At 62.3% G+C, this 22,241-nt stretch carries 21 protein-coding genes; 10 read left to right on the top strand and 11 right to left on the bottom strand.

What is annotated here, in order from left to right:
• Both ACF8GB_RS14370 and ACF8GB_RS14375 read left to right on the top strand, forming a co-directional pair.
• Positions 1–1,383 (top strand): PLP-dependent aminotransferase family protein, encoded by a 1,383-nt coding sequence (locus ACF8GB_RS14370; protein ID WP_392527211.1) that lies wholly within the window; start codon positions 1–3, stop codon positions 1,381–1,383.
• Positions 1,384–1,511: 128 nt separating this feature from the next.
• The gene (locus ACF8GB_RS14375) at positions 1,512–2,936 is read left to right on the top strand and encodes an MBL fold metallo-hydrolase RNA specificity domain-containing protein (protein ID WP_392527213.1); all 1,425 of its coding nucleotides are present in this window, start codon (positions 1,512–1,514) and stop codon (positions 2,934–2,936) included.
• Here the strand turns inward: ACF8GB_RS14375 and ACF8GB_RS14380 are convergent.
• On the bottom strand, positions 2,909–3,820 hold the full coding sequence (locus ACF8GB_RS14380; protein WP_392527214.1) for a LysR family transcriptional regulator: 912 nt from the start codon (positions 3,818–3,820) through the stop codon (positions 2,909–2,911). The two genes, ACF8GB_RS14375 and ACF8GB_RS14380, sit on opposite strands and share 28 nt — an antisense overlap.
• 95 nt (positions 3,821–3,915) lie before the next feature.
• Here ACF8GB_RS14380 and ACF8GB_RS14385 point away from each other — a divergent pair, with 95 nt between their 5' ends.
• Positions 3,916–5,085, top strand: coding sequence for an MFS transporter (locus ACF8GB_RS14385; protein ID WP_078478740.1), 1,170 nt, complete (start codon positions 3,916–3,918; stop codon positions 5,083–5,085).
• A gap of 33 nt (positions 5,086–5,118) precedes the next feature.
• Here ACF8GB_RS14385 and ACF8GB_RS14390 read toward each other — a convergent pair whose 3' ends face one another.
• The gene (locus ACF8GB_RS14390) at positions 5,119–5,742 is read right to left on the bottom strand and encodes a glutathione S-transferase family protein (protein WP_392527216.1); all 624 of its coding nucleotides are present in this window, start codon (positions 5,740–5,742) and stop codon (positions 5,119–5,121) included.
• Positions 5,743–5,909: 167 nt separating this feature from the next.
• Between ACF8GB_RS14390 and ACF8GB_RS14395 the strand changes: the two genes are divergently transcribed.
• On the top strand, positions 5,910–6,212 hold the full coding sequence (locus ACF8GB_RS14395) for a DUF3077 domain-containing protein (RefSeq protein ID WP_196186605.1): 303 nt from the start codon (positions 5,910–5,912) through the stop codon (positions 6,210–6,212).
• A gap of 83 nt (positions 6,213–6,295) precedes the next feature.
• The gene (locus tag ACF8GB_RS14400; protein WP_058637298.1) at positions 6,296–7,018 is read left to right on the top strand and encodes a hypothetical protein; all 723 of its coding nucleotides are present in this window, start codon (positions 6,296–6,298) and stop codon (positions 7,016–7,018) included.
• Between the two features lie 7 nt (positions 7,019–7,025).
• Here ACF8GB_RS14400 and ACF8GB_RS14405 read toward each other — a convergent pair whose 3' ends face one another.
• The gene (locus ACF8GB_RS14405; RefSeq protein WP_196186604.1) at positions 7,026–7,562 is read right to left on the bottom strand and encodes a WYL domain-containing protein; all 537 of its coding nucleotides are present in this window, start codon (positions 7,560–7,562) and stop codon (positions 7,026–7,028) included.
• A gap of 228 nt (positions 7,563–7,790) precedes the next feature.
• Complete coding sequence (locus ACF8GB_RS14410) at positions 7,791–9,644, bottom strand: ABC transporter ATP-binding protein (RefSeq protein ID WP_058637296.1); 1,854 nt, start codon at positions 9,642–9,644, stop codon at positions 7,791–7,793.
• Positions 9,645–10,145: 501 nt separating this feature from the next.
• On the opposite strand from ACF8GB_RS14410, the gene ACF8GB_RS14415 reads away from it, so the two are divergent.
• From ACF8GB_RS14415 to ACF8GB_RS14435, 5 genes are all read left to right on the top strand, one after another.
• A complete protein-coding gene (locus tag ACF8GB_RS14415) occupies positions 10,146–11,051 on the top strand; it encodes a LysR substrate-binding domain-containing protein (protein WP_392474985.1) in 906 nt (301 codons plus the stop codon).
• A gap of 85 nt (positions 11,052–11,136) precedes the next feature.
• Entirely contained in the window at positions 11,137–11,841 is a 705-nt protein-coding gene (locus tag ACF8GB_RS14420) for an SDR family oxidoreductase (RefSeq protein WP_196186602.1), read from the top strand.
• Between the two features lie 59 nt (positions 11,842–11,900).
• Positions 11,901–12,143: a hypothetical protein gene (locus tag ACF8GB_RS14425; protein WP_058637293.1), complete on the top strand. Its 243-nt coding sequence runs from the start codon at positions 11,901–11,903 to the stop codon at positions 12,141–12,143.
• Positions 12,140–12,943 carry an exodeoxyribonuclease III gene (xth, locus tag ACF8GB_RS14430; RefSeq protein ID WP_145255261.1) on the top strand — a complete coding sequence of 268 codons (804 nt, stop codon included), beginning with the start codon at positions 12,140–12,142 and terminating at the stop codon, positions 12,941–12,943. The genes ACF8GB_RS14425 and xth overlap by 4 nt, the downstream gene beginning before the upstream one ends.
• Positions 12,944–13,240: 297 nt before the next feature.
• Positions 13,241–13,468, top strand: coding sequence for a hypothetical protein (locus ACF8GB_RS14435; RefSeq protein ID WP_392527219.1), 228 nt, complete (start codon positions 13,241–13,243; stop codon positions 13,466–13,468).
• A 17-nt stretch (positions 13,469–13,485) separates the two neighbouring features.
• Here the strand turns inward: ACF8GB_RS14435 and ACF8GB_RS14440 are convergent, their stop codons facing one another.
• From ACF8GB_RS14440 to ACF8GB_RS14470, 7 genes are all read right to left on the bottom strand, one after another.
• The gene (locus tag ACF8GB_RS14440; protein WP_196121964.1) at positions 13,486–14,499 is read right to left on the bottom strand and encodes a UV damage endonuclease UvsE; all 1,014 of its coding nucleotides are present in this window, start codon (positions 14,497–14,499) and stop codon (positions 13,486–13,488) included.
• A 27-nt stretch (positions 14,500–14,526) separates the two neighbouring features.
• Positions 14,527–16,719 (bottom strand): xanthine dehydrogenase family protein molybdopterin-binding subunit, encoded by a 2,193-nt coding sequence (locus ACF8GB_RS14445; protein ID WP_326383911.1) that lies wholly within the window; start codon positions 16,717–16,719, stop codon positions 14,527–14,529.
• A complete protein-coding gene (locus ACF8GB_RS14450) occupies positions 16,716–17,717 on the bottom strand; it encodes an FAD binding domain-containing protein (RefSeq protein WP_392527220.1) in 1,002 nt (333 codons plus the stop codon). Before ACF8GB_RS14450 ends, ACF8GB_RS14445 begins: the two co-directional genes overlap by 4 nt.
• A complete protein-coding gene (locus ACF8GB_RS14455; protein WP_058603931.1) occupies positions 17,714–18,220 on the bottom strand; it encodes a (2Fe-2S)-binding protein in 507 nt (168 codons plus the stop codon). The genes ACF8GB_RS14450 and ACF8GB_RS14455 overlap by 4 nt, the downstream gene beginning before the upstream one ends.
• Before the next feature lie 97 nt (positions 18,221–18,317).
• Entirely contained in the window at positions 18,318–20,105 is a 1,788-nt protein-coding gene (locus ACF8GB_RS14460) for a thiamine pyrophosphate-requiring protein (RefSeq protein ID WP_392527221.1), read from the bottom strand.
• 107 nt (positions 20,106–20,212) lie between these two features.
• Positions 20,213–20,593 (bottom strand): termination factor Rho, encoded by a 381-nt coding sequence (locus ACF8GB_RS14465; protein ID WP_078478732.1) that lies wholly within the window; start codon positions 20,591–20,593, stop codon positions 20,213–20,215.
• Between the two features lie 84 nt (positions 20,594–20,677).
• Positions 20,678–22,156 (bottom strand): MFS transporter, encoded by a 1,479-nt coding sequence (locus ACF8GB_RS14470; RefSeq protein ID WP_326383914.1) that lies wholly within the window; start codon positions 22,154–22,156, stop codon positions 20,678–20,680.
• Positions 22,157–22,241: the final 85 nt, after the last annotated feature.

Genomic DNA, 22,241 nt, shown 5'->3' on the forward strand with positions numbered 1-22,241 from the left:
GTGAAAGAGCACAGCACACGCATTCGAAAAGTCATGACTGAAGTCCATGCGCGCATCGCGGCCCGTACCTATTTGCCCGGTGCACGAATACCTTCAGTACGGGCAATGGCGCAAAGCATGCAGGTTTCGGTGTCGACTGTGGTCGAGGCCTACGAACGACTGGTGGCCGAAGGAGTAATCCATGCGCGCCGTGGCGCCGGGTTTTATGTGGCAGGGGTCGCGGCGCCCTTAGTGCTGACCGAGGTGGGGCCCAAGCTTGAGCACGAAGTCGACCCGCTGTGGATCTCTCGCCAGGCGCTCGAACCCGTTGGCGCCACGTTGAAACCTGGGTGCGGCTGGCTTCCTGCGCAATGGATGTTCGAGGCCGGGGTGCGCAAGGCGCTCAGGGCTACTGCGCGCTCGCAAGCCGAGCAGGTGGTCGAGTATGCATCGCCGCAGGGCCATCCGCCGCTGCGTCATTTTCTGTCGCGGCGACTGGCAAGCTTTGGCATCGACGTGCCGGCAGAGCAGATCATGCTCACCGAGTCCGGCACGCACGCCATCGACCTGATCTGCCGTTTTCTGCTCCAACCCGGTGACACCGTACTGCTCGACGACCCCTGTTATTTCAACTTCCATGCCTTGCTCAGGGCCCATAGCGTCAACGTCGTCGGTGTACGTCAGACCCCTACTGGCCCTGACATCGAGGCATTTGGTGCTGCCCTGGCGGCGCATTCGCCACGGCTCTACATCACCAATTCCGGTATTCACAACCCAACAGGTGCCTCCCTGTCACCGGGCACTGCACACCGGCTGCTCAAGCTCGCTGAGGCCGCGAGCTTGTTGATCGTCGAGGACGACGTCTTCGCCGATTTCGAGCATACGCCAGCGCCCAGGCTCGCGGCCTTCGATGGCCTGGCGCGGGTCATCCAGATTGGCAGTTTTTCCAAGACCGTCTCCGCTTCGGTCAGGTGTGGGTACATCGCCACGCGTCACGACTGGATTCAGAGCCTGGTCGATCTGAAGATCGCCACCACGTTCGGTGGCGGTCGCCTGGCAGCGGACATCATTCACCATGCGATCACCGGCAGCGGCTACCGCAGGCATATGGAGAACGTGAGGATGCGCCTTGCCATCGAACGGGACAGGACGGCTGAAAAGCTCAAAGCGCTCGGTATCGTTCCTTGGCTGATGCCGCAGGCAGGGCTGTACCTGTGGTGCCGTCTGCCGCAGGGCAAGGACGCTGCCGCGTTGGCCAAGGTATGCTTGGACGATGGCGTGGTGCTGGCGCCTGGGAATGCTTTCAGCCAGTCCCAGACGGCTGGCGACTATGTGCGTTTTAACGTCGCGCAGTCGGCCGACGCGAGAATCTATGAAGTACTGGCACGGGCCCTGAATGCCTGAACCTGCGCCTGGATACGCCGGCATCGGGCCGCAATGCGGCCCCAGCAACCATGACGCCCGAGCTTTTCTGAACCCTCATCCAGCCGGCAATGCCCAACGTATCTCAAGGCTCACGCAGGCTAGCCATCATGGATCACCCGGAAATCATTCACCACGGCGCCCGCGAGGGCGTGACCGGCTCCTGCCATCAAGTCTGGATGGACCAGACGGCCAGCTTGCTGATCGACTGCGGCGCCTTCCAAGGCGAGGACGAGGGGCAAGGCGGGGAGGGCTTGACCCTCGACTTCACCATCGATGGCGTCAAGGCCCTGATCGTGACCCATGTGCATCTGGATCACGTCGGGCGAATCCCACATTTGCTGGCTGCAGGTTTCGAGGGGCCGATCCTGTGCAGCGAACCGTCAGCCCAACTGTTGCCCATCGTACTCGAAGACGCGTTCCGTCTAGGTATCAGCGACGATCCGGAGCAACTGGAACGCTATCTCAAGGTGGTGGAGCAGCGCACCATCGCTTTGCCCTACGGCAACTGGTTCACGCTCCACGAAACCGAGGGTGCCCATTGCAAAGTCAGGCTGCAACCGGCCGGCCATGTGCTGGGTTCGGCTTATGTGGAACTCGAAATGACAGGGCCGGATGCCACTGCCCAGCGCGTGGTCTTCAGTGGTGACCTGGGAGCCCCGCATTCCCCGCTCTTGCCAGACCTGACCCCTCCCGAGCGCGCTGATCTGCTGATTCTGGAAAGCACCTACGGCGACCGCCGCCACGCCGACCGGGAGCACCGGCGTGAACGCTTGCAGGCCGTCATCGAGCGCGCCTTGCAAAATCAGGGCACGGTGCTTATCCCGTCTTTCTGTATTGGCCGCACCCAGGACTTGCTCTACGAGCTGGAGGAAATCCTCCACGAGCATGAACTGTCGGGGCAGGACCAGACCAACAGCGGCCCCGAGGTGGATTGGCCACACTTGCCGATCATTCTCGATTCACCACTGGCCAGCCGTTTCACGCAGGTCTACAAAGGTCTGCAAGGGTATTGGGACGAATCAGCCCAGGATCGCATCAAGGAGGGACGCAAGCCCCTGTCCTTCAAGCAACTGATCACCATCGACAGCCATGAGGAACACCAGCGCATCGTTCAGCACCTGGCCGAGACGGCCCGGCCGGCCATCGTCATCGCGGGCAATGGCATGTGCTCGGGTGGGCGTATCGTCAACTACCTCAAGGCGATGCTGGGTGATGCCCGGCACGATGTGGTCTTCGTCGGTTACCAGGCCCATGGCACACCTGGCCGGGACATCCTGACCCACGGCCCGGAAGGCGGCTACGTCATGCTGGACGGCGAACGCATAGACATCCGTGCCGCAATAGAGCGCGTGGAGGGCTATTCAGCCCACGCCGATCAGGCAGATCTGGTCGGTTTCGTCACACGCATGCAGGCCTGGCCGTCGCATATCCGCCTGATACACGGAGAGCCTGAGGCCAAGCAGTGCCTGGCTGGCGTTTTGCGAGCGCGTTATCGCGAGAGCGGTCACGAGGGAAGTGTGCACATCCCCTGATGGTTGGCGACCAGAAAGTCCACGAACACCCGCACGCGTGCGGGCATGTTCGGTCCACCGGCAAAGACGGCGTGAATCGGTTCACGGTCGCCTGGGTTGAAGGCCTCGAGCAGTGACACCAGGCGCCCGCTGGCCAGGTCATCGGTGACGGTGAAGGTGCCTATCCGGGCGATGCCTGCGCCCAGCCTGGCCAACTGGGCCAGAGCCTCGCCGCTGCTGCATTCGATGTTGCCGCTTACTTTCAATGCGAACTCGCGCCCGTCACGTACGAACGGCCAGTCCGAGGTGGCGCGCCTGAAGTTGAACCGCAGGCAGTTGTGCCTGGCCAGGTCTTCGGGCAGCAAAGGGCTGCCCCGCCGGCTCAGATAGTCCGGCGAGGCCACGATCACTTGGCCCGTTTCATCGATTTGCCGAGCATTCAGCGAACTGTCTGGCAGCGCTCCGAAGCGCACGGCCACATCGGCCTGCCCACCGAGTACGTCGGCAACTTCGTCACTGAGGGTGAGATCAACCAGTACCTGCGGGTACTGCACGCTGAACGCCGCCACCAAGGGGACGATGCGCAGCCGGCCATGCCCAAGGGCAGCGCTGACGCGAACCCGACCGCGCGGCACGCCCTGGTCGGTAATGGCCTGCTCCACTTCCTGAAGGTCGGTCAGTACACGTCGTGCCCCTCGCAGGTATGCCTCGCCTTCTGGCGTTAGGGTAAGCGCGCGAGTGGTGCGCAGCATCAGCCGTGTACCCAGACGCTGCTCGGTACGCGCCAATATGCGGCTGATAGCAGAGGGGGTCAGGCCCAGTGCACGGGCGGCGGCGGACAGGCTGCCTGCTTGCGCCACTTTGGTGAACACTTCCATCTCGCCTGATCGTCCTGTCAGATCCATTTGTGCCTCGTACGCAAAGGTGGTTCGCAAAATCGCTATCTAGTGCCTTGGTGAAACAGATCGTAGCATTTGCGGCACAGATAAGGAGTTTAGCCATGCGTATCAACCCACCCCTTGTAGCGCTCGCCATGGGCGCATTCGGTATCGGCGTTACCGAGTTCGCCCCCATGGGCATGCTGCCCAGCATCGCCACTGACCTGGGCGTTTCCATTCCTGCCGCGGGTCTGTTGGTCAGCGCCTATGCACTGGGTGTACTGATCGGCGCCCCGCTCATGACCCTGGCAACCGTACGCGTACCGCGCCGATACCTGCTGATCGGCCTGATGGCCATCTTCACCTTGGGCAACCTGATGTCGGCCCTGGCCAGTGACTACGCCAGCCTGTTGGTCGCACGGGTGGTGACCTCGCTCAACCACGGCGCCTTCTTCGGTATAGGTGCCATCGTCGCGGCCAGCGTGGTGCCCGCTGAGAAACGTGCCGGCGCCGTGGCTGCAATGTTCATGGGCCTGACGCTGGCCACCATCGGCGGTGTCCCTCTGGCGACCTGGTTTGGCGAGTTGCTCGGCTGGCGCACGGCGTTCTGGGGCATAGCCGGGCTCGGCCTGGTGGCGATGACTACGCTGTGGTATGCCTTGCCAAATGTGCCATCGCCCAAAGGCGACGGTGCACTGGCCGAGATACGTGTGCTGACCCGTGGGCCCGTGTTGGCTGCCTTGCTCCTGACCGTGGTGGGTTCCAGCGCGATGTTCACGGTGTTTACCTACATCGCGCCCATCCTGCAAAACGAAGCCGGCGCCTCTACTGCATTCGTCACGTCCATGCTGGTGCTGTTTGGTGTTGGCCTGACCCTGGGTAACGTGTGGGGCGGTAAGGCGGCGGACCGTTCCGTAGATCGAACCCTGATCGTCTCGCTCGCCGTGCTGATCGCAGTGCTGCTGGTGTTTCCACTGGTGCTGGGCTCGTCCCTGCTGACCGCTGGCGCAATCCTGGTTTGGGGCGCAGCCAGCTTCGCCCTCGTGCCGCCCCTGCAGATGCGCGTGATGGAGGCCGCCAAGGACGCACCGAACCTGGCATCGGCTGTGAACATCGGAGCTTTCAACCTGGGCAACGCCATTGGCGCTGCCTTAGGGGGCGCCGTGATCAACGGCGGCCTCGGTTACTCGGCCATCGCGTTGGCCGGCGCTGGCACTGCGGCGCTGGGCTTGATAATGGTGCTGACGTTCGCCTGGCGGGGTCGCCACCAGGTTACCCAGGTCGCGGTCTGAGGCATGGGCCTGCGCCAAGGCCTCTGCTAGCGGTCAGGGCGTGCCGTTACGCCCATGTTCATGGTAGGCCGGGCGCTCGCTCAGGCGCTCGTAATAATCGCGTAAGGCAGGCAGGTGAGGGTGTTCGAGCGGTGTTTCGAACCAGCGGTTGACCGACAGGCCAATGGGAATGTCGGCCAGTGTGAAGTCGCGTCCGGCTACAAAGGCGCCGGTGCGGGCCAGCTGGCGCTCGAGAATGAGCATGTTGCGCCCCCACTCGGCGCAGCCGTTGGCCAGGGCATGCGGGTCCTGATGGGCAGGTGAATGCCGAACCAGCGACAGGAACGCATAGCGCCAGGAGGCGTTCAGGTCCGAAGCCTGCCAGTCGATCCACTGGTCGATCCTGGCCCGGGTGCGGGCCTCCACTGGGTAGAACGCTGCTGCGCCATAGCAGTTGGCCAAGTAGCGAATGATGCTGTTGGACTCCCACAAGGTGAAGTCGCCGTCCTGGATGACGGGGATCATGGCGTTTGGGTTGAGCGCAAGAAACGCTTCGCTGTCGGTTGCCTGAAAGCCCGATCCCCAGTCCTCACGCACGAACGGGACCTGAAACTCCGCGCACGCCCACAGCACTTTGCGAACGTTGATCGATGAGGCTTTGCCCAGTATGCGCAGCATGTTGACATCCTTGTACGCGGGGTTTCGATCCTCGGTGACCGAGGGCAAACGGTCAAGAGGCAGCGATTATGTAGGCCCTTTCTGAAAATGCGCGCATGCACTTGCTGGTCGTTGTGCTCACGGAAGCACCTGCCTAGTCTCGGGTCTCCAGACAGGGAGCAAACAGCATGGACAACAAACCCACCCTACCAACCCAAGGCCCCACCGTGGTCAACGCAGCCCGACGTTTCGCAAGCGCCGGTTCCGACCTGGTCCAGATGAAGCCAGCGTTGCCCTTGCGTACTGCCTTGATGGAAGCATCCACCATCATGGGTTGCATCACCGAGCTTACCCGCAAGGCCATCGACAAGCCCGCAGACCGCAAGAACGCGATGCTTGCCACCTGTTATCTGGCCGCCATGGCCAAGGCCCTTATCGACGGGCAATTGCAGGCGTTGCGCAATGTTCGTGAGGACGATGTCGAACGATAGCGGTCAGGCGCTTGCCTGGGGGCTGCGAACTTGGCACCCTTGGCGGCGCGTATCGCCTGTAACTCGACAAAAGGAAGAGTGCATTGAGCTGGGACAAGGTGGGGAAACTCCTCGTAGCCGTTCTGATCGGGCTGGCGGCCCTGTTGTTCGTCTACAAGGCAGTGGTGGGCAGCCCGCGCCTGGAAGCGTCGCTGACCTATGCCTACCTGACCTATCCAGGGCAGTTCAGCGAGCGCATCAGCAAAGCCAGCGAGCAGCTCAAGTACGAGCAGTTGAGTGCACGCATAAACACGATCGGCCAAGGGCAACTGAGCCGTGATCAGGTCGACCGGCTGGTGGAGATAGCCCAGGCGCCTTATGCCCAGCTGTTTGCAAAACCTTTCGAGGCCGGCCTGGTCGACCACCGGACTGGCTTGCTCATCGAGTTGCAGAACACCGGCAATGCACCCGTGGACCAGGTGAGGATTCGCTTGCCGTCCAAAGGCCTGGTGCAAATCCGCGATTCGGCCGGCAATGACACCTTGCTTGAAGCTGCCACTGCTCAGCTTGAGATCCCGGCGATAGAGGCCGGTGGCGCCAGCAAGGTCTGGGTGTATTTCGATGCTGATTATTCGCAGATACGCCAGAGTGGGGTCGGTATCAGCTACGCCGAAGGCACGGCGGACATTCAGGTGTATCAGTCGGTCACCGGCTTCCCGGCCTGGGTTGCCCGCTACAGCACAGAGCTGATGGGGCTGTTGGCTGTTCTGGGGGTGAGCGTGCTGGCGCTGGGTTACGCCTGCCTGTCCCGCCGGCGGCCGTCCTAGGCGTTACTCAAGCGCCAGTGTCGTGCAGTGCCAGGCTCTGACGCAGGTGTTCCAGCAAGGCCAGGCGCACCGATTGCGGTCCCTGAACGCGGATCGCCCCGGCCTGGGACAGCAGCCAGCACATCAACGCTCGATCATCCGCTACCGTCGTCACCAAGATGGCACCGCCGTTGGGCAGGACTGTGAGGCGCATGCCCGTACCCAGCGGATGTATCTCCAGATGATGATAGAGCGACTCGTCGACCCAGGCGTGCAATTCCACGTGGACAGGGGCCTCACCTGGCGTGGTCGTTGCCCCGTCGCGCAACTTGCTTCCGGGCTGCCAGTGCCAGCTATAGGGCATGCACGCGCTGTTGCGCTGCAACGGGAACAGCCCTGCCAGTTCGACCAGGTCACGCTCGACCGTTCGCTTAGTCGTGGCATGACCTGCGCTGGACAGCGCTGCCTGTAATTGCGTGCAACTCATGCCGGGATGGCGGCCCGGCAGTAGCTTGAGGAGTTCCCATTGGCGGGCGATGGTGTGACGAGATGATCGACTGGGCAAAGGCTCTTCCTTGAGGGCTTACAATGAACGCCTAACTGGTGGCTTTAAGCTACCGGAGGATACCGTCTAGAAGAGTTTGGACCAAGTCGTTCATGCCAGTGATGTGAGCGACGAGTGCAAACAGCGCCTTTGTAACTGCAAACCCATCGCCCCTGAGTCAACCACACAGAGGCGCTGGGTCAACGCTCTAACATTATTTGTCCAGGCAACGGATCAGCGCGCGCCCATTCAGTTGAGCGCGTGCGCCATACCCTGGTCTTCGCCAAGGAAGCCACCGCTCTGATGCTGCCACAGGCGCGCATAGGTGCCGTTCTTCTCCAGCAACTGGGCATGCGTACCCTGCTCGATGATGCGCCCTTCATCCATCACGATCAGACGGTCCATGGCGGCGATCGTGGACAGGCGATGGGCGATCGCAATCACGGTCTTGCCTTCCATCATCTCGTCCAGGCTTTCCTGGATGGCGACCTCCACCTCGGAATCCAGTGCACTGGTCGCCTCGTCGAGCAGCAGGATGGGGGCGTTCTTGAGCATCACCCGGGCGATGGCGATGCGCTGACGTTGCCCACCGGACAGCTTGATGCCGCGCTCGCCGACCATGGTGTCGTAGCCGGTGCGGCCGTGTTGGTCGCTGAGCTGGCTGATGAACCCGTGAGCTTGCGCATCACGGGCGGCCGCCTGGATTTGCGCCTCGGTGGCATCTGGCCGACCATAGGCGATGTTCTCGCCAATGGTGCGATGCAGCAGGGACGTATCCTGGGTCACCATGCCAATGGCGCTGCGTAGGCTGTCCTGAGTGACCTTCGCGATATCCTGACCATCGATGCGGATCTGGCCACTGTCCACGTCGTAAAAGCGCAGCAGCAGGTTGATCAACGTCGACTTGCCAGCACCTGAGCGGCCGACCAGGCCCACTTTTTCACCCGGTTTGATGTCTAGGCTGAGGTCGGTCAGTACCTGGCGTTCACCGTTGTAGTTGAAACTGACCTTGTCGAATGTTACCGCGCCACCACGGGTCACCAGCGCAGTGGCGTCCGGGGCGTCCTGCACTTTCGGGCCGCGCGTCAGGGTGGCCATGCCGTCCTGGAGTGTGCCGATGTTTTCGAACAATGAGGTCATCTGCCACATGATCCAGTGCGACATGCCATTGATGCGCAGGGCCATGGCGGTGATGGCCGCCACAGCGCCGGTGCCCACCTGGCCCTGGTGCCATAGCCACAGCGCATAACCGCCTGCACCGAGAATCAGCCCTACCACCAACGCCTGGTTGACGATCTCGAACTGGCTCACCAGACGCATCTGCCGGAAACCGGTCTGCTTGAAGTCCTCCATGGCCGCCCGGGCAAAATGGGCTTCGCGCTTGGAGTGCGAGAACAACTTGACCGTGGTGATGTTGGTATAGGCGTCGGAAATACGCCCAGTCATCGACGAGCGCGCATGGGCCTGCTCTTCACCCACTGCGCCCAGGCGTGGAACGAAATAGACCATTGCCAGCCCGAACAGCACCAGCCAGGCAATGAACGGCAGCATCAGTTTCAAGGCAAAGCCGCCGGCCAGGGCGATGATGGCGATGAAATAAACGCCAATGCCAGGCAGGATCTCAATGACCGTGAACAGTACCTCGCGCACGGCCAATGCAGTCTGCATCACCTTGGTGGTGACCCGCCCGGAAAACTCATCGGAGAAGAACGACAGGCTCTGGCGCAGCATCAGCCGGTGAAAATCCCAGCGCAGGCGCAGCGGCAGGTTGATGGCCAGTATCTGGTGCTGGACCATGGTGCGTAGCGCCACCAAGCCTATGCTGATCACCAGGACGATGCCAATTCCCCACAATACGTGACTTTCCTGGGCGGCAGCGGTGTCGCCGGCCTGCCAGGCCGACAGCAGGTCCACCACCTGGCCAAGGAAGCTGAACAACCAGGCTTCGTACAGGGACACGCCGGCACTGAGCAGGGCCAGCGCCAGAATGTAGCCGCGCGCCCCACGGGTGCACGCCCACAGAAACGGCACGAGGCCAACGGGAGGCGGCGGTACCTCATCGGGAGGGAATGGGTCGAGCCTACGCTCAAAGATATGAAGCATGCAGTGTCTCCGGGAAAAACGAATGGCGTGGCAGTCCTGGTACTGCACCAGCAGTGCCCGCCTTTACATAGACACAACGAGTGTCCATCTGATCAAAAATCTCAGCGTCATTGGCCTGCGTGAGGCACCACGTGCTCAAGGCCTGTTGCATCGGCCAGTCAATCAGCCTCTGTCGCCATGCCCTGTGCAGGCAGAAGAGGCACGAGCGTGTCCGCATGCCAATTCATGCCCTAGGCGCTGGCCTCATTGAATTCATGGCGGGAAAGTGTGCGTATCTGCATGCTGACGGTCCGTGTGGGCAAGCGGTGAGGTCATAGTACCAGCGCTTGTTTCTGGCAATTGCAAAGGAATGTATCCATGCCCGCCTGAGCGTGCAGCGAGGGAGTTGCCGGTCAGTCCTGCTCGGCCGAACGGACACTTTGGCCTGAACGCTCATCGACTTCCTGCATGGATGGGGCTAGCCTCGTGCCAATCTGCCCAGCCTGGATCGAACAACGTCCTATGCCTGCCCTTTTTTCCGACTTGCCGTCCCTTGGCGCCCTGCGGGTATTCGAGGTCGTGGCACGGCACCTCAATTTTCGCCTGGCTGCTGCAGAGCTGGGGGTTACCCAGGCTGCCGTGGCTCAGCAGATTCGGGGGTTGGAGCGCGCCTTGGAGGTACGCTTGTTCGAACGCCTGCCCCGAGGCCTGGCATTGACCGACGCTGGCCGGGGGTATAGCGAAACCGTGCGCACTGCGATGGGCATGCTCAATGAGGCGACGCGCCGGCTGCGACCTGCGCCTTCCCATATCACTGTCAGCGTGACTCCTACCTTCGCAGCCAAGTGGCTGATACCCAGGCTCGGCGGACTGGCCGAGCGCCACCCGACATTGGATGTGCGAATACTGGCCACCGATCGGCTGTCGCATTTTCATACCGACGGCGTCGACCTTGCCGTGCGCTACGGGCGCCCGCCTTTTGGGCCAGGGCTTGAGCAGACACTGTTGATGGCCTCGGACATCATCGCGGTGGCGAGCCCCACCCTGGTAGCGGCGCTTGGCCCGCCTGAAGACTTCGCAAGCCTGGAGCGCTATGTGGCCCTGAGTGATGCCCATGATTGGTGGCCGTCTTACCGTGCGCAGGTCTATCCCGGTCACCCCGCCGTCTGTGCAAGGTCTGTCCAGTTCAACCAGACGTCGCTTGCCATCGACGCGGCCATTGGCGGGCAGGGCATTGCGCTGGCGGAACGCGCCTTCGTTGCGCAGGACATCGACGCCGGGCGCCTGGTCCAGGTCGCCGAATCGCACCTGCGCCCAGACAAGGCGTTCTACCTGGTATGGCCCCGCAAAGGGCGAGAGACGCAGCTACTGCAGTGGGTCATCGACTGGCTCAGGTCTGATGCCGGTGATAGCAAAACTACTGGCTAACGCATTGGCAGCTGTCTCCCTCGCTTTTCTGCCATTTGGTAGCCTGAGCCCTGTACCTACTCGATGACCCATCACAGGAGGCAGCATGACAATCGAAAAGGTTGCAATCATCACCGCAGGCGGCAGCGGCATGGGCGCGGCGGCAGCCAGGCGTCTGGCCGCCGATGGCTACAAGGTCGCGATTCTTTCCTCCTCTGGCAAGGGCGAGGCCTTGGCCAGGACGCTGGGCGGGCTGGGCGTGACGGGTAGCAATCAGTGCACGGAGGACCTTGAGCGCTTGGTCGATGAGGTCATGCAGCGGTGGGGCCGCATCGACGTGCTGGTCAACAGCGCGGGCCACGGACCTCGGGGGCCGGTGCTGGAGCTGAGCGACGCCGACTGGCATGCCGGCATGGACACCTACCTGCTCAACGTCATCCGGCCCACACGCCTGGTCACGCCAGTGATGCAGCGCCAGGGCGGCGGGGTCATCGTGAATATCTCCAGTGCCTGGGCCTTCGAACCCAGCGATTTGTTTCCCACATCCGCCGTGATGCGTGCCGGACTGGCTGCGTTCAGCAAACTCTTCGCGGACACTTACGCACGTGACAATGTGCGCATGAACAACGTGCTGCCGGGTTGGATCGACAGCTTGCCGGCCACCGAGCAGCGTCGCGACAGCGTGCCGCTCAAGCGCTATGGCAGTAGCGACGAAATCGCCGCCACGGTCGCGTTTCTGGCCAGTGATGGCGCCGCCTACATCACCGGGCAGAATATCCGGGTCGACGGGGGCCTGACCCGAAGCGTCTGAGTTGAACGATGCGCTCAAGCCAGGCTCACAACCCCAAAGGGTTTCTCAGGAGCAGTGTGATGAGTATCGAACGCAGTATCCCTGAACTCGCGGCCTGGTACGCCCAGTACGACGACATCAGCTACCGCCGTGAGTCGCCCGATGCCTACCACCACGAACTGGTGCGTACCGCCGAAGCGTTGCGTGACGATGGCATCATCGATTGGGACGATTGGCTGGCGCTCAAGGCCTTGGCCGACCAGGCGCATGTGCATGCCCTCGAAGATGCCGTGCACGCCCATGTGATCGACCCTGACACATGAAAGCGCTGAGGATCGCCACGTTCAACATCAACGGCATTCGCAGCCGACTGCCAGCACTGCTGGCCTGGCTCGAACGTGAAAAGCCCGATGTGGTCTGCCTTCAGGAGCTCAAGGCACCCGACCAACAGTTCCCGGGTGGGGCCCTGGAGGCCGCTGGCTACGGTTGCCTGCACCTGGGTCAGCCTGCCTGGAACGGGGTGGCGATCCTGGCGCGCGACAGCGAGCCGCTCGAGGTACGGCGAGGCTTGCCGGGCATGGAGGACGACACCCAGAGCCGCTACTTGGAGGCAGCGGTACAGGGTGTGTTGGTTGGGTGTTTGTACCTGCCCAATGGCAACCCGCAACCAGGGCCGAAGTTCGACTACAAGCTGCGTTGGTTCGAGTGCCTGATCGAGCATGCCCGGCAGTTGCAGGGCAGTGGTCACCCCACCGTCCTGGCTGGGGACTTCAACGTCGTGCCCACGGACCTTGATATCTACGACCCCAAGTCCTGGCGCAAGGATGCACTGCTGCAACCCGAATCGCGCGATTGCTTCGAGCGCTTGCTGGCCAACGGCTGGATCGACGCCATCCGGCACCTGCATCCGCAACAACAGGTATTTACGTTCTGGGACTACTTTCGCAACCACTGGGCACGTAATGCGGGCCTGCGCATAGACCACTTGCTGCTCAACCGGGATTTGGCGCCATACCTGAAACGAGCCGGCGTCGATGCCTGGGTGCGCAATGAACCCAAGGCCAGTGACCATGCTCCGACCTGGATCGAGCTGGGGAGTCGGCGTAGCCGCAAGTCAGCTTGAGCCAGTTAGTCAGGATGGGTGCTGTCCCTATCTCTGGGCTATGAGGTTTCGAGTGGGAGCGGCCCTTGTGCCGCGACGGGGCGCGAAGCGGCCCCAGGATTTCAGCTTTGCCGCTGACGTTGCCGGGGCCGCTTCGCGGCCCGTCGCGGCACAAGGGCCGCTCCGACGAGGAGATTGCTAGCTTGGGGACGTAATCACGTCATCTACGTATTCGACTTCATGATCGACGTAAACACGCATGAGCCTACTTGATGCTTTCTCTTAGCATGACTAATACTAAGGAACGGCCGATGAGGGATGATCATGCAGATGCGCTTCGTTGTGGTTCCAGCTGTACCGCAAACCAAAGAATGGCTGCCACGGCGACTCGGCTTTCCATCTTCGTTGGGGGAGGGCTACGACCTGTACGACACTCAGGACAAGGTCAGGCTGAGTCTAAACCTGCCGACTCGCGTACAAGCTGAATACGAGTGCAGCTGTCGTAACGGCTGCGAAGTGGCCGATGACCTGACCAGAAGCGGCTGAGGGCATGCCCGGGCCGATCAAGCCAGGTAGTCGTCGAAGAACTCCAGCGTGGCCAGGTTCTTGTCCTTGCATTCGAACATGATGTCGAACCTGTCCAGAAACTGCAGCGCGTAGCGGTTCGTCCAGCGGTTCCACATGCGAGCGCTGTGGGCATACAGGTCGCGTTTGTTCACCTGTTCCAGCAACTCATCGATCACCAGCTTGCGATCAGGGTCGAAACCCAGCGCCTGCAGATGTTCCGGGGGCTGAGAATAGTGCATGGTCGGGCGTACCTCTCGCCAGCTCTCGATCACCCGCTCCACTCGCCCATCGTTCGGGTCGATGTAGTCACCCTCATGGATCCAGCAATGGTGGATATCCAGCACCACCGGCGCCAGGTCCGCCAGCGCCAGACAGTCGTCGAGCCCATAGGTCTTCTCGTCGTTCTCGAAGGTGATCACGTTGCGGGCCACATCGGACAGGCGCGGCCATACGGTGCGAATACCCGCACCGCCCAGCCGGCCGGCAATGTGCACATTGCATTTGAAGTCCTGGAAGACCTGTCCGTAGCCCATCATGCGGATCATGTCGGCATGGTATTCGAACTCGGCCAAGCTGTTGTCCACCACATCGGGGCGGTCTGAGCCCAGCACGCAATACTGCCCAGGGTGAAACGACAGGCGTATCTCCCGGGCGCGTGCGAAAGCGCCGATGGCGGCGAAACGTTCGGTCATCAGCGCTTGGAAATCCGCCTCGCGGTACACGTGGGCCACGCTAGGGTGGCTGTACAGCGGTAGCAGGTCGCTGCTCAGGCGCAGCATGCGCAGCGCCTGGGGCAGCTGGGCCACGTAGTCGAGCAAGCGCAGCTGGGCCTGGAGATTGTGTTCAACCAGTTCCAGCAACTTGTTCCGGGCCGCCTCGCGGGAGGCGCCCGAGACCCAGCGCAGCGTCGTGCTGCGCGGGTTGAACGTCCGCTCGATGGTCTCCAGCTCCTTGACCGACAAGCTGCGGTGGGGGTGCCGGTACATGCAGGCGAAACCCAGGCGTGGCATGCAAATACTCCAGAGGGCTGGGCCCGTTTACAGCAGTTTGTCCAAGGTGATCGGGAACTCGCGTACCCGCTTGCCCGTGGCATGGTAAATGGCATTGGCCACGGCCGCGGCTACCCCCACCACGCCAATCTCGCCTACCCCTTTGGAACCCAGTTCGTTGACGACATCATCATGCTCTTCGACGAAGATCACCTCGATATCGCCAATGTCGGCGTTCACCGGTATGTGGTACTCGGCCAGATTGTGGTTGAGGATGCGGCCCAGTGCATGGTCGGTCTGGGTTTCTTCGTGTAGTGCCATGCCGATGCCCCACACCACGCCCCCCAGAATCTGGCTGCGCGCTGTCTTGGGGTTGACGACCCTGCCTGCCGCCACCGCACTGACTACGCGGTTGACGCGTACGGTGCCCAGGTCTTCGTCCACCGATACCTCGACGAACACCGCCGAATGGGTGGCGGTGGAGTAGGGCTTGCGCTTGTCGTCAGGGCCTGCCTCGACCTGCACCTCGAAGCAGGCTTGCTGGGCACTGGGCAGCAGGTCGGCAAGGGCGAAGCAATGCTCACCGGCGCTCACCTGGCCACCTGCAATCACGAACGCGGAATCGTCCAGGCTGGCCAGGCTCGGGAGCTGTTGCCTGGCCTGCTCGACAACCTGCTTGCGCAGCTCCAGGCAAGCTTTGCGTACGGCAGAGCCGACGGAGGACACAGTGAATGATCCGCCTTGCAACGGCGCCTTGGGCAAGGAGGAATCGCCAAGCAGGAACGTCACATCGGCCATGTCGAGGCCCGCGGCGTCGGCAGCGATCTGCGTCATGACGGTATAGGTGCCAGTGCCAATGTCGGTGGTGGCACTGCTGACGGTCAGGTGCCCGTCGCAGCCCAGACGCGCCTTGGCGCTGGCTTGCATTTGCATGGCTTCCCATACACCACCGGCCATGCCCCAGCCTATGCGCTGGTTGCCGTCACGCATCGAGCCGGGCGTAGCCTGACGCTTGTGCCAACCGAAACGCTCGGCCCCTTGCGCGTAACAGGCCAGCAGTTCTTTGCTCGAATAAGGCTTGCCCTCGTTGCCGTTGTGGCTGGCAAAGTTACGTCGCCGCAACTCGACCGGGTCCAGCCCGGCTGCGCAGGCCAGTTCGTCCATGGCACATTCCAGCGCCAGCACGCCCGAACCTGCACCCGGCGCGCGCATGTCCAACGGGGTGTAGACGTCCAATGGCGCAAGGCGGTAACTCAACGCAACGTTGTCGCACTGGTACAGCATGCCGCTCCACTCGACCACGTGTTCGGCAAAGTCTTCAAAGCGGGACGTCTGGCCGATGGCGTCATGACCAATGGCAGACAGGCGGCCCTGCTCATCGGCCGCCAGGCGCAGGCGCTGCTGTGTGCGTGGGCGGTAGCCAAAGGTGAACATCTGCTGGCGGGTCAAGGTCACGCGAACCGAGCGCATCAGGTGCAGGGCAGCCATGACCGCCAGGGGCAGCTGATACTGCGGACGCAGGCCCGAACCGAAGGCGCCACCGACGAAGGCTGCCTTGACGCGCACTTTATCCTTGGGCAGGCCAAAGACGTTGTGCACGTATTCCTGGCAATTTTGCGTACCTTGGGTTTTGTCATGAATGACCAGGCTACCATCGAGTTGGTAGCACACGGTGGAGGCGTGGGGCTCCATCGGGTTGTGGTGCTCGTTGGCCGTCCAGTAGGTGGCGTCCACGCGGGTAGGGGCACTGGCGTACTGGCCTGGGAAATCTCCACGGGGCTCAGGTGTTTCAGCCGGCGCATCGTGCGCTTGACCCAGCACCTTCTCAAGGTCGGACTCATGGCTTTCCTGGCTGTAGTGGATCTCGACCAGCGAACCTGCATGACGGGCGATTTCCAGCGTCTGTGCTACGACCAGTGCAACGGGCTGGCCGCTGTAGAACACGCGGTCGTTGAACAACGGTCTGAAGGGCGAGCCCTCGGCTGCATCATCGTCGCTGTAGTCATCGTCGTAGCTGGAAATACGCGGACGGTTGATGTGGTCCAGCACCGCCACCACGCCTGGTACCTGCAGCGCTTTCTCGCTGTTGACCTTGACCACCCGGCCACGGGCGATGGTGCTGGAAACGACGCTGCCGTGCAGCAGGCCTTCTTCCGGGTAATCGGCGGCATAGCGCGCCTGCCCAGTGACCTTGGCCGCGCCGTCGACGCGGTCCGCTGGGGTTCCTACTACTTTGCTCATTGTGCGTCCCCCTCGAGGCTGCCGCCGGCGGCGGCCTCGTTCAATGCCCGAATGATGGCTTGTTGAGCCAGCTGCACCTTGAGGCCGTTCTGGCTCAGGGGCTGTGCCCCTTGCAGCAGGGCAGTGGCCGCTTGGGTGAACAGCTCGGTGCTGGGCGCCTGGCCGTGCAGCGTGGCTTCCACAGCTTCGTTGCGCCATGGCTTGTGGGCCACGCCACCCAGGGCGATGCGGGCCTCTTGAATTAACCCGTTTTCGATGCGCAGGGCAGCGGCAACCGAGACCAGCGCGAAGGCGTAGGAGGCTCGATCACGCACCTTCACATAGCGGAAATGTTCGGCAAAGCCTTGGTCGGGCAGCTCGATGGCGGTAATCAGTTCATCAGGCGCCAAGTGGTTGTCATGCTGCGGCGTATCGCCGGGCAGACGATGGAAATCGGCAAACGGAATCTGGCGTTTGGCAGCAGGCCCTTGCACATGCACCACGGCCTTCAGGGCAGCCAGTGCCACGCACATGTCCGAAGGATGAGTCGCCACGCACGCCTCGCTGGCGCCGAGAATCGCATGAATGCGATTCAAGCCGCTGCGTGCTGGGCAACCGCTGCCGGGTTCACGTTTGTTGCAAGGCGTACCGGTGTCGTAGAAGTAGTAGCAGCGCGTACGTTGCAACAGGTTGCCGCCGGTGCTTGCCATGTTGCGCAGCTGCGGCGATGCACCGGCCAGGATCGCTTGTGACAGCAATGGGTAGCGCTGGCGGATGAGTGGGTCCCACGCCAGGTCCGCGTTGCTGACCAATGCGCCGATCACCACACCGCCCGCGTCGCTGGGTTCGATGCGATTGAGTTCCAGCCCTGTGATGTCAATCAGTCGCTCGGGCCGCTCGACATTTTCCTTCATCAAGTCGACCAGGTTGGTCCCGCCTGCAATGAAGCGCGAGGACGCATCGGTCAGGCGCAGCGCCTCTTCCACCGAGGCCGGCTTGTGGTAGCTGAAAGGGGTCATGTGCGCGCCCTCTTGATCAGCGGCAGGGCCTGCTCGACGGCGGCTACGATGTTGCTGTAGGCGCCGCAGCGGCACAGGTTGCCGCTCATCTGCTCGCGGATGTCGGCACGGGTATGGGCGTGTCCTTCATTGGCCAGGCCCACGGCCGAGCAGATCTGGCCAGGTGTGCAGTAACCGCACTGGAAGGCATCCTGGCTGATGAATGCCTGCTGCATGGGGTGCAGTTGGTCACCCTCGGCCAGGCCTTCGATGGTGACGAGGTCGGCACCTTCGCACATCACCGCCAGGGTCAGGCAAGCGTTCACCCGGCGGCCATCGCGCAGCACGGTACAGGCCCCGCATTGGCCATGGTCGCAACCTTTCTTGGTGCCCACCAGATCCAGCTGCTCACGCAGCAAGTCGAGCAGGGTGGTCCAGGGTTGTACCGTCAGGGCCTGGGGTTGGCCATTGAGGGTGAAGTTCAGGGTCTGCTGTGCAGTGCCCTGTTCAGGGAGTGCAGTCATGGTAGGTCCTCACGGTTCGATTGCGCACAGTGGGCTGTGTCTATGGAGTGCGACTGGTCAGGCGCCCGGAACGTTCATCCCAAGCGCCAGGCCCTTGTCATTTCTTGGCAGGCAGTACCGCGCTCAGCACCTGCTTGGCGGTCTGCACGATCACGCCGGCCTCATCCGGGTCACCCTTGAGCAAGGTGGTTGCGAACTTCCTGGCCTGCTCGAGTTTCAGGTGCGGTGGCAGTGGCGCTACGTTGGGGTCAGTCTTGAACTCGATCAGCACCGGGCGATCAGCTGCCAGTGCGCGCTCCCAGGCGGGGGCGACATCTTCCTCGCGCTCGACGTAGATGCCCTCAAGACCAATCGAAATGGCGAACAAGTGATAAGGCACGTCAGGTATCGATTGAGAGGCTTCGAACTTCGGATCGCCCTCCATCACGCGCTGCTCCCAGGTCACCTGATTGAGGTCTTCGTTGTTGAACACCGCGCAGATCCACGTGGGGCTTTCCCACTGCTGCCAGTATTTGGCCACGGTGATCAGTTCGGCGAGGTTGTTCATCTGCATGGCGCCGTCGCCCACCAGGGCGATCACTGGCCGGGTCGGGTGGGCGAACTTGGCAGCAATGGCGTAAGGTACGGCCGCGCCCATGCAGGCCAGGCCGCCCGACAAGGAGCACTGCATCCCCTCACGGATCATCAGGTCGCGGGCGTACCAGTTGGCGCACGAACCCGAATCACTGGATATGATCGCCAGATCTGGCAGGCGCGGGGATAGCTCGTGCACCACTCGCTGCGGGTTGATCGGGTCGGCCTTGACCAGCGCACGTTTGCTCAATGTCTTGTCCCAGCTTGCGCGCCATTTCTCGATTTTCTTGCGCCAGCTGTGGTCTGGACGCGTGTGCAGCAATGGAAGTAATGCCTGCAACGTCTGCGCGGCGTCACCGACCAGGTTCACCTCCATGGGATAGCGCAGGCTGAGCATGTCTGGCTGCAGGTCGATTTGAACGCCGCGCGCCTGACCGTCCTTGGGCAGAAATTCGGAATACGGGAAGCCAGAACCAATCATCAGCAACGTGTCGCATTCGGCCATCAGTTTATAACTCGGCTCGGTCCCCAGCAGGCCGATGGCGCCCGTTACCCACGGCAGTTCATCGGGCAGAACGCCTTTGCCAAGCAGGGCCTTGGCAACGCCGGCACCCAGTTGCTCAGCCACCGCGGCTACCTCTTTGCTGGCCCCCAGCGCGCCGGCCCCGACCAGGATGGCGACCTTGCGCCCTGCGTTGAGCACATCGGCCGCGCGCTGCAAGTCGGCATCGAAGGGGACTACCTTAGGTTTGCTGTAACCAACGCCCGAATGCACGGTGCCATGGGCACGGGTCGGGTCTTCGTAGGGCAGGTCCTGCAGGTCGTTGGGCAGGATCATGGCCGTCACGCGGCGCTCTCCAACGGCTGTGCGCACGGCGCGGTCCACCAGATGACGTACCTGTTGCGGCGTGGATGCCTGCTGCACAAATGCGCCGGCGACGTCCTTGAACATCGAGACCAAGTCCAGCTCCTGCTGATAATGACCGCCCAAGGCGGCACGCGCTTGCTGGCCCACGATGGCCAGGACCGGCTGATGGTCCATGCGCGCGTCGTACAGGCCGGTGAGCAGGTGCGAGGCACCCGGCCCGGACGTGGCGATGCACACGCCCAACTCGCCGGTGAACTTGGCGTGGGCACTGGCCATGAAGGCGGCCATCTCTTCGTGCCGGGCCTGGATGAATTGGATCTTGCCGCCCGCGCGGTTCAGGGCGCCGAACACACCGTTGATTCCGTCGCCTGGGTAACCAAAGATGCGGCGTACGCCCCATTGGTACAGCCGTGCGATCAGAAAATCGCCTACAGTGTCGCTCATCGTCTTCTCCTGCCGCGTCTCGGATAAGTTCTGGACTTGGCAGGGAAGACTAAAGTTTCAACGGACTTGAAGCGGTTCAGCTGACCGGGATAAACAGCCCTTGCAGATCAACCGTGCTTGCGCAGCGCTTCGATCAACTCGGCCTTGGTCATGGTCGAGCGGCCCTTGATGTCCTTGTTGCGCGCCTCCTTGAGCAGGCTCTCCTTGGTCTGGGATTCCAGCGAGGCAGAGCTGTTGCGCGGGTGTCCCTCGCGGGACTTGGCGGCTCGCTTGGCAGAGTCGCTGCGTGCAGTTTTCTTGTCGGTGCTGCTCGTCTTGCTACCGGAGCCACCTTTCTTGTCGCCCCCGCCGGATTGCTTGTTCACCGTGGCCCAGGCCCGCGCCTCGGCCTTGTCCTTGGGCAAACCCTTGTCCTCATAGCTTTGCTCGATGTGCTCGGCTTTGCGCTTTTGCTCTTGGGTGTACTTGTCCTTGTCGCCGCGTGCCATGGTGGTCGCTCCTCATTGGATGGGTATTAGGGTTGAAGGCCAGCACACGCTCGAGTGCCGATGGGCGGACGGACGGCGGGCCCTTTAATCGGCGGATTCCACCTGAGATAGGGGGCGGGCGACGTGCTCCAGTGACCGGCGCTCTGCGGCTACCCCGTAAACGGCCTGGACGACTGCTGCTGCCAGCATGAGCGCAGCGCCGAGCAGGTACCCATACCAGACTTGGGTACGCTCGCCCGATTCGATCAAGGCACCGAACAACGTCGGCCCCACCATGCCACCCAGCCCCGTGCCGAATGCATAGAACACGGCAATGGCCAGGGCACGGATCTCCAGCGGGAAGGTTTCTGCCACCGTGAGGTAAGCAGAGCTGGCCGCGGCCGAGGCAAAGAAGAAGATGACCATCCACGCGATCGTTTGCTCGACGGCATTGATCATCCCCTGTTCGAACAGATAGCCGCTCAGGGTCAGCAATACGCCCGACAGGGCATAGGTGGTGCTGATCATGATGCGCCGCCCTAACACATCGAACAGCCGCCCGAGCAACAAAGGGCCACAGAAGTTGCCGAGCGCGAACGGCAGGACATACCAGCCAACGCTGGAGGAGGGCACATCGTAGAAGTCGGTCAGCACCAGGGCGTAGGTGAAGAAGATGGCGTTGTAAAAAAAGGCCTGCGCCGTGAGCAGCGTCAGGCCTACCATGGCCCGGCGCCTGTGGACGACGAACAGGCTGTGAAATACCTCGGCCAAAGGCGTGTGGTGCCTGGCTCGCAATTGCAGGGGCGGGCTGTCAAGTGCAGGCAGTGCCAAGCCTTGATCGCGGCACCTGCGCTCGATGTCGGCCACAATGCGTTCAGCCGCCTCGGGTTGATTGTGGATCATCAGCCAGCGCGGGCTTTCCGGCACCCACAGCCGCATGAGCATGATCAGCAGGCCCAACGCAGCGCCAATGCCAAAGCATAGGCGCCATCCAAGATCACCGTGCGCCATCGAAGGGTTCAGCAGCACGATGGCACCCACTGCACCCAGCGCAGCGCCTAGCCAGAACGTACCGTTGATGGTCAGGTCGACCCAGCCACGGTAGCGCGCTGGAGTGAACTCCTGGATGGTTGAGTTGATAGCGGTATATTCCCCACCGATGCCCGCGCCTGTGAGAAAGCGAAAGACCATTAAGCTCCACAGGTTCCAGGAAAATGCCGTGGCAGCGGTGGCGCCGATGTAGAGCGCCAGGGTGATGAAAAACAGCTTGCGCCGACCCAGGCGGTCGGTCAGCCAGCCGAAAAAGAGCGCGCCGAGCACTGCCCCGGCGATATAGATGGCACCAGCCAGGCCGACATCGCGGTTGCTCATGGCCAGGGCAGGGCTGTCCTTCAAGGCGCCGGCCAACGACCCGGCAAGGGTGACTTCCAGACCGTCCAGTAGCCAGGTGATGCCAAGCGCTACCACCAGCAACGTGTGAAATCGTGTCCATGGCAGTCGATCGAGGCGGGCGGGGATATCCGTGTCGTAGAACCGCTGGTCGTGACTACTGGCGTGTGTGTCGTGTCTGGATTCAGTCGCCACGTCAGCCTCAAGTCTGTTGTAGCTGTCGTTTGAAGGAAGGGCTGCACAGCAGCCCTTGTATTCCACGTGTCAGGCTTGGTTAGCC

This window comes from Pseudomonas sp. xss_4, assembly GCF_043104125.1.
Classification (GTDB): Bacteria; Pseudomonadota; Gammaproteobacteria; order Pseudomonadales; family Pseudomonadaceae; genus Aquipseudomonas; species Aquipseudomonas parafulva_B.

Coding starts and splice junctions, on each gene's coding strand:
- ACF8GB_RS14410 (WP_058637296.1), bottom strand. CDS start 9,644: ATGCTTCATATCTTTGAGCGTAGGCTCGACCCATTCCCTCCCGATGAG.
- ACF8GB_RS14385 (WP_078478740.1), top strand. CDS start 3,916: ATGCGTATCAACCCACCCCTTGTAGCGCTCGCCATGGGCGCATTCGGT.
- ACF8GB_RS14435 (WP_392527219.1), top strand. CDS start 13,241: ATGATCATGCAGATGCGCTTCGTTGTGGTTCCAGCTGTACCGCAAACC.
- ACF8GB_RS14460 (WP_392527221.1), bottom strand. CDS start 20,105: ATGAGCGACACTGTAGGCGATTTTCTGATCGCACGGCTGTACCAATGG.
- ACF8GB_RS14380 (WP_392527214.1), bottom strand. CDS start 3,820: ATGGATCTGACAGGACGATCAGGCGAGATGGAAGTGTTCACCAAAGTG.
- ACF8GB_RS14445 (WP_326383911.1), bottom strand. CDS start 16,719: ATGAGCAAAGTAGTAGGAACCCCAGCGGACCGCGTCGACGGCGCGGCC.
- ACF8GB_RS14425 (WP_058637293.1), top strand. CDS start 11,901: ATGAGTATCGAACGCAGTATCCCTGAACTCGCGGCCTGGTACGCCCAG.
- ACF8GB_RS14450 (WP_392527220.1), bottom strand. CDS start 17,717: ATGACCCCTTTCAGCTACCACAAGCCGGCCTCGGTGGAAGAGGCGCTG.
- ACF8GB_RS14415 (WP_392474985.1), top strand. CDS start 10,146: ATGCCTGCCCTTTTTTCCGACTTGCCGTCCCTTGGCGCCCTGCGGGTA.
- ACF8GB_RS14455 (WP_058603931.1), bottom strand. CDS start 18,220: ATGACTGCACTCCCTGAACAGGGCACTGCACAGCAGACCCTGAACTTC.
- ACF8GB_RS14465 (WP_078478732.1), bottom strand. CDS start 20,593: ATGGCACGCGGCGACAAGGACAAGTACACCCAAGAGCAAAAGCGCAAA.
- ACF8GB_RS14440 (WP_196121964.1), bottom strand. CDS start 14,499: ATGCCACGCCTGGGTTTCGCCTGCATGTACCGGCACCCCCACCGCAGC.
- xth (WP_145255261.1), top strand. CDS start 12,140: ATGAAAGCGCTGAGGATCGCCACGTTCAACATCAACGGCATTCGCAGC.
- ACF8GB_RS14390 (WP_392527216.1), bottom strand. CDS start 5,742: ATGCTGCGCATACTGGGCAAAGCCTCATCGATCAACGTTCGCAAAGTG.
- ACF8GB_RS14395 (WP_196186605.1), top strand. CDS start 5,910: ATGGACAACAAACCCACCCTACCAACCCAAGGCCCCACCGTGGTCAAC.
- ACF8GB_RS14375 (WP_392527213.1), top strand. CDS start 1,512: ATGGATCACCCGGAAATCATTCACCACGGCGCCCGCGAGGGCGTGACC.
- ACF8GB_RS14420 (WP_196186602.1), top strand. CDS start 11,137: ATGACAATCGAAAAGGTTGCAATCATCACCGCAGGCGGCAGCGGCATG.